General features: G+C 47.0%; 15 protein-coding genes. 10 read left to right on the forward strand and 5 right to left on the reverse strand.

Annotated features, from left to right (window positions below; translation table 11 throughout):
- On the forward strand, positions 1-326 hold a 326-nt coding region (locus tag BLU30_RS14595), incomplete at its 5' end, for a transposase (protein ID WP_242873510.1).
- Between the two features lie 74 nt (positions 327-400).
- Here the strand turns inward: BLU30_RS14595 and BLU30_RS13630 are convergent.
- The 5 genes from BLU30_RS13630 to BLU30_RS13650 form a co-directional block, all read right to left on the reverse strand.
- On the reverse strand, positions 401-802 hold the full coding sequence (locus tag BLU30_RS13630) for a DUF6465 family protein (protein WP_242873597.1): 402 nt from the start codon (positions 800-802) through the stop codon (positions 401-403).
- A 76-nt stretch (positions 803-878) separates the two neighbouring features.
- On the reverse strand, positions 879-2,963 hold the full coding sequence (locus tag BLU30_RS13635; protein ID WP_090247206.1) for an FtsX-like permease family protein: 2,085 nt from the start codon (positions 2,961-2,963) through the stop codon (positions 879-881).
- The gene (locus BLU30_RS13640; protein ID WP_090247208.1) at positions 2,950-3,723 is read right to left on the reverse strand and encodes an ABC transporter ATP-binding protein; all 774 of its coding nucleotides are present in this window, start codon (positions 3,721-3,723) and stop codon (positions 2,950-2,952) included. The genes BLU30_RS13635 and BLU30_RS13640 overlap by 14 nt, the downstream gene beginning before the upstream one ends.
- 143 nt (positions 3,724-3,866) lie before the next feature.
- Positions 3,867-5,225, reverse strand: a complete 1,359-nt coding sequence (locus BLU30_RS13645; protein WP_090247209.1) for a citrate/2-methylcitrate synthase — start codon at positions 5,223-5,225, stop codon at positions 3,867-3,869.
- Between the two features lie 50 nt (positions 5,226-5,275).
- On the reverse strand, positions 5,276-5,731 hold the full coding sequence (locus BLU30_RS13650) for a MarR family winged helix-turn-helix transcriptional regulator (protein WP_090247211.1): 456 nt from the start codon (positions 5,729-5,731) through the stop codon (positions 5,276-5,278).
- Between the two features lie 233 nt (positions 5,732-5,964).
- On the opposite strand from BLU30_RS13650, the gene BLU30_RS13655 reads away from it, so the two are divergent.
- The 9 genes from BLU30_RS13655 to cas2 all read left to right on the forward strand — a co-directional run bounded on the left by BLU30_RS13655 (position 5,965) and on the right by cas2 (position 14,427).
- A complete protein-coding gene (locus BLU30_RS13655; protein ID WP_090247212.1) occupies positions 5,965-6,336 on the forward strand; it encodes a type I-C CRISPR-associated protein Cas8c/Csd1 in 372 nt (123 codons plus the stop codon).
- A 29-nt stretch (positions 6,337-6,365) separates the two neighbouring features.
- Positions 6,366-8,516 (forward strand): CRISPR-associated helicase/endonuclease Cas3, encoded by a 2,151-nt coding sequence (locus BLU30_RS13660; protein WP_090247214.1) that lies wholly within the window; start codon positions 6,366-6,368, stop codon positions 8,514-8,516.
- A gap of 216 nt (positions 8,517-8,732) precedes the next feature.
- Positions 8,733-9,392, forward strand: a complete 660-nt coding sequence (gene cas5c, locus BLU30_RS13665; protein ID WP_090247215.1) for a type I-C CRISPR-associated protein Cas5c — start codon at positions 8,733-8,735, stop codon at positions 9,390-9,392.
- On the forward strand, positions 9,389-11,209 hold the full coding sequence (gene cas8c / locus BLU30_RS13670) for a type I-C CRISPR-associated protein Cas8c/Csd1 (protein ID WP_090247217.1): 1,821 nt from the start codon (positions 9,389-9,391) through the stop codon (positions 11,207-11,209). The genes cas5c and cas8c overlap by 4 nt, the downstream gene beginning before the upstream one ends.
- A complete protein-coding gene (cas7c, locus tag BLU30_RS13675; protein WP_090247219.1) occupies positions 11,202-12,095 on the forward strand; it encodes a type I-C CRISPR-associated protein Cas7/Csd2 in 894 nt (297 codons plus the stop codon). Before cas8c ends, cas7c begins: the two co-directional genes overlap by 8 nt.
- Positions 12,096-12,114: 19 nt before the next feature.
- Entirely contained in the window at positions 12,115-12,354 is a 240-nt protein-coding gene (locus BLU30_RS13680; protein WP_090247220.1) for a hypothetical protein, read from the forward strand.
- 73 nt (positions 12,355-12,427) lie between these two features.
- Positions 12,428-13,087 (forward strand): CRISPR-associated protein Cas4, encoded by a 660-nt coding sequence (cas4, locus tag BLU30_RS13685; RefSeq protein WP_090247222.1) that lies wholly within the window; start codon positions 12,428-12,430, stop codon positions 13,085-13,087.
- Between the two features lie 9 nt (positions 13,088-13,096).
- Entirely contained in the window at positions 13,097-14,128 is a 1,032-nt protein-coding gene (cas1c, locus tag BLU30_RS13690) for a type I-C CRISPR-associated endonuclease Cas1c (protein ID WP_090247223.1), read from the forward strand.
- Between the two features lie 8 nt (positions 14,129-14,136).
- On the forward strand, positions 14,137-14,427 hold the full coding sequence (gene cas2 / locus BLU30_RS13695; RefSeq protein WP_090247225.1) for a CRISPR-associated endonuclease Cas2: 291 nt from the start codon (positions 14,137-14,139) through the stop codon (positions 14,425-14,427).
- The last annotated feature ends 215 nt before the right edge of the window (positions 14,428-14,642 follow it).

The raw sequence follows: 14,642 nt of genomic DNA on the forward strand, positions 1-14,642 counted from the left end.
CCGACTACCTGGATATTTGTGAGGATATCCGGCATACCCTTGGCCGGAAAGAACAATACCAAAAACGCAAAGAAACCATCGAACGGATCTTTGGCACCGCCAAAGAACATCATGGGATGCGTTATACCCAAAGCATCGGAAAAGCCCGGGTTGCCATACAGGTCGGGCTGACATTGGCCTGTCTAAATTTAAAAAAGCTGGCCATCCTGAAGTATAAAAGGGGACTTGCTGAGCCGGATTCTTTTGCGCCTATCTCATTTTTTACTGCTTTTTTCAATTTTAAGGAAAAAACAAAACCAGCGAACCGGTGGTGTTGCTTCGGTTAGCTGGTTTGTCTACGCTCTGAGGGGGTCGCAACCTGCGACCCCCTTTTTGTCGTTTTTGGACAGTGTGTTTTGTTTTAAAGTGCAAAGCTTCCAGTAACATCCCCACCATTAATCACATAGTAGGCCATGCCTTCATCGGTGTTGATATATACGGTCATATCCGCAGCTTCATTTACCTTGCGCCCCATTTCCTTGGTCCAGATTTCCTTTACCCGGGTGATTAAATCCGCGGATTTGAATTCCTTACCATCAAATTGGACCACAACTTCGGTGACGGTTTTCTTCTTGGTGCTGGTTTTCTTAGAGGTCGGGGTTGTGGTGGCTTTGGTCGTTGCGGTAGCGGATTTAGGGGCAGCAGGTGCTTTAGCAGCTGGTGCCATGTCCTTTTTTTGGGGTGCTGCGGTTGAAGCTGTTCCGGTGGAATTCTTTGCCATTGCGCCAGCCGCCGCACTCTTTTTATTTCTTACTTGTGCCATTTGAAAAACCTCCTAAATATTTTCATTACTGAAAATTTACCATAAATGTAAAGAAATGTAAAGAAATGACAAATATTTATCGGCTTCTGGGACTGACAATCCGGTAATAGGCCCGAGCCGTCAGAGCATATACCCCGGCATAAAGCAGGGCAAAGACCGCAATAACTCCCAGGGTACACTGGACAAACAAGACCGTATCGGTCAGGCTAAAAAGCTTAAGCAGTTTGGTAATCACTGGGAAGGCAAAGGTGATATGGACACAGGCCATGGCCAGGGGGAGAAAGAACACCGTCAGCACCTGGCTGCGAATGGCCCGGCGCACCTCGGCGTGGCTCATTCCCACATTCTGCATGATGGTAAACCGCCCTTGATCGTCGTGGCCCTCAGAAATCTGCTTGTAGTAGATAATGAGCACCGTGGCCATAATGAATACCGTCCCCAGAAGCAGTCCCAGGAAGAACATTCCACCATAGGCGTAGTAGAAGGTGCGATACTGGTCCTGTCGACAGCGCACATCAAAGCTGCCAGACTCGCGGTTGATACTCAGCTGGTCACTGGATATGATAGGGGCACCACCGTGGACAGCGGTATCGGCCACCAGAGCACCCGGGGCGTTCAGTGCGGCGTTACAGGCAATCTTCTGGGCATCTGTTCCCGTTAAATCGAAGGTAATATCGTAATTGAGGGGACTGGCATCGACACCGTAGGCGGTTTGCTGTTTCTCATAAATATCCGCCATATGAGTCCGATCCGAGACCACCAAGCACAGGCATTCCAGACCGAAGGTGGTATCGTACTCTGCCTCCTTCAGGGGAAAGTCACGAAGCTGCTTCACCACCGAATACTCGGTGCCAAAGAGGGTTAGGGTATCCCCCAGGTCAAAGAGATTGCCATAGGCCAGGACCTCATTGCCGGTGATTGAGATGGCCTCGCCGGTAAGGGCGGTATAATCCGCCGCCGTCATTACTTGGGTCATGCATACATCGGCGGTGGTGGCGTACCAGGTATTCCCCGGGTGATAGTCGAAGGTATCTCCCCGGCGTACGGTACCCATGGTAAACTCATTGTAGTCGTGATAATCCTTAATCTGAAGGCCCTGATCGGCAACAATGGCTGCAATATTGTCGGATACTGTTTCGGGGTCTTCGTAGAAGGTATCCCCGTAATGGCGGATGTACAAATCCTGGGGAAAGAGGTAAGTCATGATGTTGTCCACCCCCAGATAGAGGGAGACGGTGGTGGACAGCACCACCAGGACCATGGTGGAGAGGATACAGATGTTTGCCAGGCCGATGGCGTTTTGCTTCATTCGGTAAATCATCCCGGAAACTGAGATGAAATGACTGGTCTGGTAGTAATAGTGCTTGTTCTTACGCAGCTGCTTTAAGATAAAGATACTGCCGGCGGTAAAGAGACAGTAGGTGCCGATGATGACCAGGATGACGGCGACCAGAAAGAGGTAGAGGGCATCCAGGGGTTTGTCCACGGTGAGGGAGATAGCATAACCGGTCCCCAGGCACAGAAAGCCGATAATGGCCAGGACCACCTTGGTTTTGGGTTCCCGTTCTCCGGTTTTTCCTCCCCGGAGCAGCTCCACGGGGTTGGCCAGACGGATCTGGAAAAGGTTATAGAGCAGGCCCAGGGTAAAGATTCCGAAAAAGAGCAGGGTCGTCAGGGCCAGGGCTACCGGTGAAATTTGAAAGCCCAGCTGGATATCGTAGTGGATGATCTTTAAAAGCAGCAGGAAGATAAGCTTGTTAAAGAGCAGGCCAAGCAGCAGACCCACCACAATGGAAAAGCCCCCGGTGATGAGGGTTTCCAGGGCCATTACCCCAGCAATATGCTTCTTTTCCATCCCCAGGATATTGAAGAGTCCGAATTCTTTCTTCCGTCGTTTAATGAGGAAGCTATTGGTATAGAAGAGGAAGACCACCGCAAAGATGGCGATGACCCAATTTCCAAAGCTTAAGATCATCATCATAGAAGTGCCTCCGCTCATATTCTTCAGGGTATCGTTTTGGGAGAGGGAGACGATGGTATAGAACATCATGATGGTCATGACACAGGTCAGCAGGTAGGGCAGGTATTCCTGGCGGTGTTTTTTAATGTTGGTGGCGGCCAGTTTGAGAAAGAAAGGAAACCCCTTATTATGCTTCTTCATGGGTGTGGCCTCCCCTGGAAATCATCGTGAGGGTATCGGAGATGGTGGAGAACATATCCGCCAGACTTCGGTTTCCCCGGTACAGCTGGTGGAAGACCTCCCCATCCCGGATAAAGAGAACCCGGCTGGCGTGGCTGGCGGCCTTTAGGGAGTGGGTGACCATCAGCACCGTTTGGCCACAGGCGTTGATCTCATCGAAAAGAGCCAGAAGCTCGTCTGCGGACCTTGAATCCAGGGCACCAGTGGGCTCATCCGCCAGGATAATCTGGGGATGGGTAATCAGAGCCCGGGCCACAGCGGCCCGTTGCTGCTGTCCCCCGGAAACCTCGTAGGGGAATTTTCCAAGGAGATTGTCAATGCGCAGCTGTCCGGCGATGGGGGCCAGGCGGCTTTCCATTTCGTCCACATCCCGTCCGGCCAGGACCAGGGGGAGGAGAATATTATCCTTTAAGCTAAAGGTATCCAGGAGGTTGAAATCCTGGAAGACGAAGCCCAGGTTATCCCGCCGGAAGGCAGAGATGGCCCCATCGGAAATGGTGGTGAGGTCCTTCGTCCCCAGGAGGACCTCACCGGAGGTGGGCTTGTCCAGGGCAGCTAAAATATTAAGAAGGGTAGTCTTGCCAGAGCCCGATTCCCCCATGATGGCCAGGTATTCCCCAGGCTCTACCGCAAAGGTGACATCCCGGAGGGCCTGGACCGAGGTTCCGCCAAAACGGGTGGTGTATATTTTTTTAACATGATTGACAGTAAGTAATGACATTTTGATTCCTCCAATATTAAGATAGTCCCATTATAAGCCGGTCGGGACCCTCCTGCCATGGCATTAGCTTACCATAAGGTGACAAAAGTGTCATGTTGACATAAAAAAACCCCGGCTGTTAACCGAGGTTGTGATCAATATACTTACTTTCGATCGGCCATATGGGCATAATCCCGGGGAGCCATGACACTCCTGTAGGCCGGGCGCATAATCTTATCCACATTGACCAGTTCCTCAATGCGATGGGCACTCCATCCCACGATACGGGCGATGGCGAAGATGGGAGTGTAGAGCTCCAGGGGAATGTCCAGCATACTGTACACAAAGCCGGAATAGAAGTCCACATTGGCGGAAACCCCTTTGTAAATCTTGCGGCCGCCGGAGATAACCTCGGGGGCCAGGCGTTCCACCATGGAGTACAGCGCAAAATCCTCATCCCGGCCCTTGGAACGGGCCAGCTTCTCGACGAAGCTCTTAAACACCTGGGCCCGGGGATCGGATAGGGAGTACACGGCGTGGCCCATGCCGTAAATGAGGCCCTTGCGGTCGAAGGCTTCTTTATTCAGACAGCCCTCCAGATAGTGGCGTACGGCCTCTTCATCCGTGGGGTCCGATATCGTCTGACGGAGGTCCTGCATCATTTCCACCACCTTGATATTGGCCCCGCCGTGCTTGGGCCCCTTGAGGGAGGATAAGGCCGCGGCAACGACGGAGTAGGTGTCGGAGCCGGAGGAGGTCACCACCCGGGTGGTAAAGGTGGAGTTATTCCCGCCGCCGTGTTCCATGTGCAGCACCAGGGCGATGTCCAGCACCCTGGCTTCCAAATCCGTGTACTGCTTATCCGGGCGTAGCATCAAGAGGATATTTTCCGCTGTGGAGAGATTCGGATCCGGGCGATGGATATAGAGACTGTCATCGCAGATATAATGGTTGTAGGCGTGGTAGCCATACACCGACAGCATAGGGAAGACGCTGATAAGCTTTAAGCATTGGGACAACACGTTGGATAGGGAGGGATCCCCGATATCATCATCGTAGGAGGCCAGGGTCAACACGCTCCGGGTGAGGGAATTCATTAGATCCTTACTGGGGGCTTTCATAATAACATCCCGGGTAAAATTGGTGGGGAGGCGGCGGCTTTCCACCAAAATCTGGTTAAAGCGCTTTAACTTTTCCCGGCTGGGCAGCTCGCCAAAGAGGAGCAGGTATGCCACCTCCTCAAAACCGTAACGCTTGCCCTCAAAGCCCTTGACCAGGTCGATGACATTGTACCCCCGGTACCAGAGTTTGCCGTCACAGGGAATCTTTTGCCCGTCTTTCAGGGTAAAGGCATCGATCCGGGAAACATTGGTCAGCCCTGAAAGGACTCCGTTGCCGTTTTTGTCCCGAAGGCCCCGTTTGACACCATATTCATCAAAAAGTGCCGGGGGAATATTATCCTTGGTTTGACAGATTGTGGCGTATTCCTGGGTAAATTCCTTTAAATCTTTCTTTGTTGACATGATGGTACCTCCAAATGTGTCGAATGAAAAGGGAAGCCTTGGTGAATGCCTTAATGTGGGGCGGCTTCCCCGGATGCTGAGGCATCGCGTAGGTTGTGGACGATTTTAGTGAGAACCTGGCTGACCGCCTCCCGCTCTTCAGGGGTAATTCCCTTAAAAAGCGTGGCTCTCAGGGTGGCTCGGAGAGCTTCTAAGTCTTTGAGGATTGGCTGTGCCATGGGGGTGGTGTGCAGGTGAAGATAACGTCTGTCTTCAGGATCGGTTTGAATTTCAATATAGCCGAGTTTTTTCAGATGATCCACGGACTTGGAAATGTGGGCCTTGGAAAATTGACGCCGTTCCATAATGTCCCGGGCTGTATCTGCCAGCCCGGCGTGGGCGATGCAGTAGAGGATGTCCAGCTCGACCTTTCGCAGGCCGGAGCGTTCCATCAGGGGGCCGTAAAGCTGCTCTGCCAGCCGTTTGAAGGGCTGGCCACTCATTAATACTTCAAAATCATTGGTCATCGTTTATCCTTAAATAGTTTACTAGTGAACTGTTTGGAGTATTTTATCGCTTTAGTGGAGCGCTGTCAAGGTGGGGGTGGCTGGGGTTAAGGTTTGGTTAATATAAGAGAATGGCTCGTTTAGGCATGGAAATGTTACGATTGTGTTATGACGTTTACATCAAGGGGATGGGGGGGTATAATAAAAAATAAAGAATACCATAGAGTCTATTAAAAATAAAAGGAAATATTTAGATGGGATTAAACCAAGAAACAAACAATGAAGCTTATGTACTTGGAAGGATATTTTCTGTTATAGAAGATATACAAAAAACCGCCAAGCCTAAAATAGTCTCAAACATTGCAGATCAGTGTTTTAGTACTGCCTGTATGAAACCTTTGAGTGTTTTCCCATTTATTATAAATCAATCTTCATTATGGATGAGAGAAATAGGATACAAAAAACCAGAAAAAAAAGAGATATATAAAGAAATATTAATTAACTTATACGCAAAATTAACAGGAGGAACTGAATTAACTTATCCGAAAACATTAAGAATAGAAGAGCAAGGTACTTTTCAATTTGGTTATTTTCATCAGAAAAATGAAATGGCTCAATATTTTTAGAGATAAGAGTAGGCAAGGTGAAATTTATAATGAATGATAATTTTAAGTACATTGCCCATAAACGTGAACGAAAACCAGGAATATATGAAATCCAAACCGTCAAAGAACATTTGGAGGGAACCGCTAAGTATGCAGAAGCCTTTGCGGAAAAATTTGGAGCTGGGGCATTTGGTAAGTGCTGTGGCGATTACCATGATCTTGGAAAATATAGCGAAGATTTTCAAAAGAGGATTCAGGAGAATGGGCCCAAGGTTGACCATGCGACGGCTGGGGCCAAAGAAATCCATAGCTTTCCCATTCAAATGGCCATTGCCGGGCATCATAGCGGTTTGATGGATCGTGGTATTAAGGCGAATGGACCCAATGAAAAAACCTTGTGCGGCCGGCTGAAGCGGACCATTCCGGATTATAGCGGGTATCTGTCAGAAGTAAAGATTGAGCAACCACAGAAGAAACCGTCCCTTCGAAAGACACCAGGACATCCGGCTTATTCCGGTGCATTTTTCACCCGGATGCTGTATTCCAGTTTGGTAGATGCAGATTTTTTAGATACCGAGGATTTTATGTCCGGTGGCGAAGTTATCCGCCAGGGTTTTGATGCATGGGAGTCGCTTTACAGGCGTTTGGAAGATAAAACCCAGCAGTTTTTAAAAAGCAAGCCCACCGGTATCATTAATGAAAAACGAAACGATATTTTACAGCAGTGCCTTGACATGGGAAAAAGCCAGGGCCGTGGTGCTTATACATTGACAGTGCCTACTGGTGGGGGAAAAACCATTGCATCCCTGGCCTTTGCTATGGAACAGTTAAAAGCCAATGGGATGGACCGCATTATCTATGTTATTCCCTATACCAGCATCATTGATCAAACCGTCGAGTCCTTTGAAGAAATTTTAGGGTCGAAAAATATCTTGGCTCATCACAGCAATGTAGCCTATGATGACGAAGCAGAAATTGCCGGAGGGGATATTGCCCGAAAAAAGTTGGCAACAGAAAATTGGGAGGCTCCAATTATCGTAACGACTAATGTTCAGTTCTTTGAGTCGCTCCACGGGCACCGCTCTTCATCCTGTCGAAAGCTTCATAATATTGCCAATAGCATCATTATTTTTGATGAAGCCCAGATGCTGCCCTATCGTTTTCTATTGCCGTGCTTGCAATCCATTGGAGAGCTGGTTCGCAATTACAGATGTACGGCGGTGCTGTGTACAGCAACCCAACCTTTTTTAAAACCCTATTTTCCGGAAGACATCCCTTTGCAGGAAATTTGTAGAAATACTGAAGCACTATATGAAATCTTTCGTCGGGTACGTTATGAGCAATTGGGAATGGTCACCCAGGAGGTGCTGGTCGAAAAGATTAATAACGAGAAACAGGTACTCTGCATCGTCAATACGAGACAGCAGGCCTACGACGTCTTCACAGCGTTGAAGGGGAGAGGAAATTTTCATTTATCCACATGGATGATGCCCAAACATCGAAAACAAGTATTGAAAAAAATACGAAAACGCCTGAAGGCGGGATTGCCCTGTCGCGTCGTATCCACCAGTTTGGTAGAAGCTGGAGTCGATTTGGATTTTCCCACAGTATACCGTGCCATGACAGGCTTGGATTCCATCATTCAGGCAGGTGGACGATGCAATCGTGAAGGAAAACGGCCTTTGGAGGAAAGTATTGTTTGGATTTTTGATTTAGAAGGTAAACCTGAAAAGTTGAAAGATTATCTTGCTGCGACATCTGCCGTATTACCAAAGTACGAAAAGGTGGATTCCCTGGAATGTATCGCCAATTATTTTAAAACGTTGTATGATTTAAAGGATTCTGGTCTGGATGCTAAATCGATTATAGAGAAAATGGAAGCCTTAGTCTTTGAAACTGTCAGTAAGGATTTTAAATTGATTGATGAAGAGAGTTATTCTGTTTTTATTCCGGTCAATAAAAAGGCAAAGGCACTTCTTGCCCAATTTAGAGGAGCAGGTCCAAGTAGAGGCCTTCTTCGGAAAATGAATGCCTATATGGTCAGTTTACCAAAATATCAATATGACTTATTAGATGACTATCGTCGGATTGAGAATTTGGATGGAGCGGTCTCGGTTTTAATTAATTTGGAGGATTATACCAAAGAAGCTGGAATTAAGATACCAAAGAATGATTTGGGGGAGGTGCTGTATTTTGCCTAAATTGAAAAGGGTGGCGGACACAAGGGGTCGCCACAACTTTTCAAATCAGAAATTTAAATAGTTTCAATCCACAAGAGAACTGCTTACAAGTGAAATTCCCTTGACGTAGATAGTTTAACAGAAAATAGGGAGTGATAAAAGAAGTCTAAAAATAAAGGTTAACTTAAGATAGGAAATATAATATAATCATAAATTTAAATAGAAAGGAGTGGTTCTTTGTTTGGTGTGAAAGTAGAAGTATGGGGAGATTATGCCCTCTTTAGCAGACCAGAATTAAAGGTGGAACGCTGTACCTATGAGGTGATGACGCCATCAGCAGCCAGGGGAATCATGGATTCAATTTATTGGCATCCAGGGATGTCCTGGAGGATTGATCGGATTTACGTGTTAAATCCGATCAAGTATATGAATATTCGGCGTAATGAGGTTAATAAAAAGATGTCCGCCAGTAATGTGCTAACGGCGATGCGTGGTGGGGATAAGGATTTACAGATTATTACCTCAGCCGAAATTGCCCAGCGGGCAGCCCTTGTGCTTCGAGACGTTCATTATGTGATTGAAGCCCATTTTGAGATGACGGATCAAGCCAATGGGACGGATAATCATGGTAAGTTTTCGGATATCATCCGGAGACGATTGGAAAAGGGGAGTTGTTATTCCCAGCCCTATTTAGGGTGTCGGGAATTTACTGCCTATTTTCAGCCTTGGCCCAAGGAGCATAAAATTGTGACGGCTTATGCCAGTGAAACCTTGGACTTGGGGTATATGCTCTACGATATGGATTATTCGGATCCGGAGGATATTAAACCTTTGTTTTTTCATGGCGTGTTACAAAATGGGGTTTTAGATTTAACAAATTTAGAGGTGCAACCATGATTCTTCAGGCACTTGTCGAGTACTATGAAAAGCTGGGAGAAAAAATGTCAATGCCCCTACCAGGCTATAGTGATACGGGAATTTCCTACAGCCTTAATATTAATGAAGCAGGGGAGCTACTCGGTATTTTACCCGAAAAGGTAGAGGTGCAGCGGGGAAAGAAGGTTGTAGAAGTACCCAAGAAAATGCGGGTTCCAGAACAGGTTAAGCGTTCAGGACAGACCCCACCGTCCTATTATCTTTCTGATAATGGAACTTTTATTTTGGGGATACCAAAAAAGTCTAAGAAAAAAGACGATATGGGCAGAGAACAGGAACAAATCAAATTGAACCAAAAAGCCCTTTCTTATTTTGAACGCTGTAAGATGTGCCATTTAGAGAAATTATCCGGGATTCAATCGATTCCGGCGGTAGCGGTTCGGAATTTCTTTGAGAAATGGAATCCTCAGACAGCTTCCAGTAATCCACACCTGATTCCAATCCTGGGTGAATTACCTGCGGCTAATTTGGTTTTTCGCATTGATGGGGGAATATATGCCCAGGATGATTCAGATATTGATGCAGCCTGGCGGACATCGCGAGGAGAGGAAGTGGATGAAGAGCAGATTGTACAACGATGTTTGGTAACTGGGGAGAATGAACCTATTGCACGTATCCATCCGAATATTAAAGGGGTGAGAGGCGCCCAGAGTATGGGAGCAACCCTGGTGGGCTTTAATGCAGAGGCCTTTGAATCCTATGGCAAAACCCAAAGCTACAATGCTCCAGTGGGAGAGTACGCCGCCTTTGCTTACACAACGGGTTTGAATTATTTAATCAGCAACCCCAAAACCCATATGATTATAGGGGATACCACCGTTGTCTATTGGTCAGAAACGGCTGAGGAGCAATATGCGGATATCTTTTCAGATTGTATGGAGATGCAGGAGGATGATGGGAAACAACTGGATGATATGATGAAGATGTTGCTGAAAGGCAAGCTGCCGGATTTGGAGGGGATTAATTTTAATTCCCGTTTCTTCATTCTGGGCGTATCCCCCAATGCAGCCCGGCTTTCGGTCCGGTTTTTCATGCAAAATACTTTTGGTTTCTTTCTCAAAAATATTGCAGAGCACCATGATCGCTTATCCATTGTGACACCTTCCTTTGTGCAGAATTCCAGAATGTCGACCTGGCGCCTATTGAATGAGACAGTCAATAGGAACAGTCGGGATAAGATGCCCTCACCCCAACTGGCCGGAACGTTGGCAAGAGCAATATTGATGAATACCCAGTATCCCATGGCGCTGTACAATGCGGTTGAAATAAGGGTGAAGGCAGAGCAAGGAGATCAAAAAATATCCTGGGGAAGAGCCGCTATTATTAAAGCCTTCTTCCTCAAACGGTATGAAACGATTGAAAATGAAATAAAGGAGTGTTTGACTGTGAGCTTGAATGAAGAGACCAATAATAAAGCCTATGTTTTGGGACGTCTTTTCTCTGTGTTAGAGGATATTCAAGAAAAGGCTAATCCTGGAATTAATGCGACAATACGAGATCGTTATTTTAATTCAGCATGTGCAACCCCAGCGGTGGTGTTTCCGACCTTAGTGAAACTGTCGACTAACCATTTGAAAAAAATTGGCGGAAAAAGCCGGGGGGCAGAAATCAACTTTAACAAAGCTATTCAGGCCTTAATTAACAAATTAAGCTATGATGGGGTGGCTTATCCAACGCGTTTAAATTTAGAAGAACAGGGTGCATTTCAATTGGGTTATTATCATCAAACCCAAAAACGTTATGAAAAACAAAAAAAAGAGGAGAAGAGCAATGGCTGAAGCAATTAAAAACCGTTATGATTTCGTTGTATTATTTGATGTGGAAAATGGGAACCCCAATGGTGATCCTGATGCGGGCAATATGCCACGTATTGATCCGGAAACGGGTTTAGGTATTGTGACGGATGTTTGTCTGAAGAGAAAAATACGGAATTATGTTGAAATGGTCAAGGAAGGGCAGGATGGCTTTAATATTTATATTAAAGAAAATGTCCCTTTGAATCGGAGTGATCGCAGCGCATTTGCGTATTTAGGCATTGATGAGGCTAATGTGAAGGAAGCAAAGCGAAAAGATCCAGATATCGATGTGAAGATTCGGGATTTCATGTGCAGGAATTTTTATGATATTAGAACCTTTGGCGCGGTAATGACAACCTTTGTCAAAAGTGCCTTGAATTGCGGGCAAGTACGGGGTCCGGTCCAACTTGGATTTGCCCGAAGTATTGATCCCATTGGGCAACAGGAGGTTACCATTACGCGTGTCGCCATCACGACCGAAGAGGACGCCGAAAAGAAGGGAACTGAAATGGGAAGAAAAACAATTGTTCCCTACGGACTTTATCGTGTCGAGGGATTTGTTTCTGCAAATTTAGCGCGCAAAGCAACAGGGTTCTCTGAAGAAGATTTAAATTTGTTGTGGCAGGCAATTATCAATATGTTTGAGAATGATCATTCAGCCGCCAGGGGAAAAATGGCAGTACGGGAGCTCATCGTCTTTAAGCATAGTACTGAGTTTGGAGAGTATCCATCCCATAAGCTATTTGATACGATAACGATAAAACGAAATATCGTAGAAAATGAAGTGCCCCGAAAATATGAAGATTACACGGTTGACATTAACGAGGCCGGGATTCCTGAAAGCATTGACGTTATGCGAATGATTTAAGTGGAAAAGGAATATAGAAATGGAACGAGCCGATTTATCCGAGATATTATATAATGACTTGAAAAAATTAGGAGGATGTGGGAGTATCGTAGATGTCTGTAAATATATGTGGAAACATCATGAAAAAGAGCTGCGTGCTTCTGGTGATCTGTTCTATACCTGGCAATATGATATACGCTGGGCAGCAACTAAACTGAGAAAAACAAAGGAACTGAAGGATGCGAAGGATAGTCCGCGAGGTATCTGGGAATTACAATGAAAGTTTATGAATCCCCTGGGCGTAAAAACCTGACAATACACCAGTAAAAGTAAAAGAAAGGAGGTGATGGATCATGTCCTATGCAGAGTCCGATTTCCTGATGCTATCGGGCATTCAGCACTATGCCTTTTGCCGACGGCAGTGGGCCCTCATTCACGTGGAAGAACAATGGGCGGAGAATCAGCGGACGGTGGAAGGGGATTTACTCCATAAAAAAGCCCACAGTATCCAGGCACCGGAAAAACGTCCAGGGGTGATCATCACCCGGAGCATGGCCGTCCATTCCCGGGAAATGGGGGTGAATGGGATCTGTGATATTGTGGAATTCCATCGTGATGAAGAAGGTATCCCTCTGCACCGTCACCGCGGATTATTCCGGGTCTATCCCGTGGAATATAAACGGGGAAAGCCCAAGGAGGATCACTGTGACGCCCTTCAGGTAACCGCCCAGGCTTTGTGCTTAGAGGAAATGCTGTGTTGTACCATCACCTCTGGGGCTATTTACTATGGGGAAATTCGTCATCGGGAGAGTATCCCCATCACCGAAGCGTTGCGGGAGGAAGCCAAGGGGATGTTTTTGGATATGCACCAGATGTTTAAGCGGCAGTATACGCCAAAGGCCAAGCGCACCAAAGCCTGCAATGCCTGCTCTCTGAAGGAAATCTGCCTGCCCCGGCTGGAAAAAGTGACACCGGCCAGTGTGTACATGAAGCGCCATTTGGATGAAGATTAGGAGGCCAGGATGAAAAAGCTGCTCAATACCTTGTACATTGCATCGCCTGGAAAATACTTGGCTCTGGATGGTGAGACCATCGTCATCCGGGAGGAGGATATCCCAGATCAGCATGTCCCCCTCCATAACCTGGAGGGAATCGTCAGCCTTGGATATCGTGGGGTTAGTCCTGCCTTAATGGGGGCCTGTGCCGAGCGCCATGTCGATCTTTGCTTTTTAACCCCAAATGGGCGATTTTTAGCCCGGGTGGTGGGGGGTACCTATGGGAATGTTCTCCTGAGAAAACGGCAATATGCAGTTTCCGAGGATGAGGGGGAAAGTCTGAGGGTTGCCCGGGGATTTATCATCGGAAAGGTCTATAACGGACGTTGGATACTGGAACGGGCCGTGCGAGATCATGGATTGCGGGTGGATAGCGGAGCTTTAAAGGCGGCATCGGCCACCATGAAGCAATCCTTGCCTCTGCTTTTAGAAAGCGATACCTTGGAGACCCTTCGAGGCTATGAAGGACAACTCGCCAACCGCTATTTCTCTGTGTTCGATGAACTCATTCTTCAGCAAAAGGAAGCCTTTGTATTTAATGGTCGGAACCGACGTCCACCCCTTGACAATGTGAATGCGCTCCTTTCCTTTGTGTACACTCTGTTGACACAAATGACGGCAGGTGCCCTGGAGGCCGTTGGTTTAGATCCCTACGTTGGCTTTCTTCACCAGGACCGCCCTGGGCGGGTATCTCTGGCCCTTGATCTCATTGAGGAGCTCCGGCCTGTGATGGCGGATCGCTTCGTCCTCTCCCTTATTAATAAACGGATGGTCGAAGCGTCTGGCTTTAAACGGAAGGAAAGCGGTGCGGTGGTGATGAATGATGAGACTCGAAGCCGGGTGATTGCCGAGTGGCAGAAGCGGAAGCAGGAGGTGATCACTCACCCCTATTTGCAGGAAAAAATTCAGTGGGGGATGGTGCCCTATGTTCAGGCCCTGCTCCTTGCCCGATACCTCCGGGGCGATTTGGATGATTATCCAGCCTTTTTCTGGAAGTAGGTGGCAGGATGATGGTTTTGATTACCTACGATGTCAACACACAGACCGCTGAAGGACAGAAGCGCTTGCGAAAGGTTGCAAAGGCCTGCGTGAATTATGGAATCCGAGTCCAGAACTCAGTATTTGAGTGTGTGCTGGACGGCGCTCAGTTCTGCTCCCTTAAAGCGATTCTGGAAGAAATTATCGACGATGAGCTGGACAGTGTTCGCTTTTATCACCTGGGGAATAATTATCAGAAAAAGGTGGAAGAAATGGGCAAAAATAATGCCATTCACGTGGAGGAGGTTCTTCTTTTATAAGTGCGGGTGGGATGTGCTCATAAAATCCCCGGGGGATTCGCACCGACTTTTTATATTTTTGATGATGTTTTATGTTAATTAAGGGAGTGCCTTTGGGCATTTATAAATGGATTAGGTGAAAAAGTATCTTTTATTGACAAGATTATGCAGATATACTCTTTTTTTGGTGCTTTTTCACGGTTACCCCTCGCTGAGGGGTGTGGATTGAAATTACA

Origin of the sequence: Eubacterium barkeri (assembly GCF_900107125.1) — a bacterium.
Taxonomy (GTDB): Bacteria; Bacillota; Clostridia; order Eubacteriales; family Eubacteriaceae; genus Eubacterium_O; species Eubacterium_O barkeri.

Coding starts and splice junctions, on each gene's coding strand:
- cas8c (WP_090247217.1), top strand. CDS start 9,389: ATGATTCTTCAGGCACTTGTCGAGTACTATGAAAAGCTGGGAGAAAAA.
- BLU30_RS13630 (WP_242873597.1), bottom strand. CDS start 802: ATGGCACAAGTAAGAAATAAAAAGAGTGCGGCGGCTGGCGCAATGGCA.
- cas1c (WP_090247223.1), top strand. CDS start 13,097: ATGAAAAAGCTGCTCAATACCTTGTACATTGCATCGCCTGGAAAATAC.
- cas4 (WP_090247222.1), top strand. CDS start 12,428: ATGTCCTATGCAGAGTCCGATTTCCTGATGCTATCGGGCATTCAGCAC.
- BLU30_RS13680 (WP_090247220.1), top strand. CDS start 12,115: ATGGAACGAGCCGATTTATCCGAGATATTATATAATGACTTGAAAAAA.
- BLU30_RS13655 (WP_090247212.1), top strand. CDS start 5,965: ATGGGATTAAACCAAGAAACAAACAATGAAGCTTATGTACTTGGAAGG.
- BLU30_RS13645 (WP_090247209.1), bottom strand. CDS start 5,225: ATGTCAACAAAGAAAGATTTAAAGGAATTTACCCAGGAATACGCCACA.
- BLU30_RS13640 (WP_090247208.1), bottom strand. CDS start 3,723: ATGTCATTACTTACTGTCAATCATGTTAAAAAAATATACACCACCCGT.
- cas2 (WP_090247225.1), top strand. CDS start 14,137: ATGATGGTTTTGATTACCTACGATGTCAACACACAGACCGCTGAAGGA.
- cas7c (WP_090247219.1), top strand. CDS start 11,202: ATGGCTGAAGCAATTAAAAACCGTTATGATTTCGTTGTATTATTTGAT.
- BLU30_RS13635 (WP_090247206.1), bottom strand. CDS start 2,963: ATGAAGAAGCATAATAAGGGGTTTCCTTTCTTTCTCAAACTGGCCGCC.
- BLU30_RS13650 (WP_090247211.1), bottom strand. CDS start 5,731: ATGACCAATGATTTTGAAGTATTAATGAGTGGCCAGCCCTTCAAACGG.
- BLU30_RS13660 (WP_090247214.1), top strand. CDS start 6,366: ATGAATGATAATTTTAAGTACATTGCCCATAAACGTGAACGAAAACCA.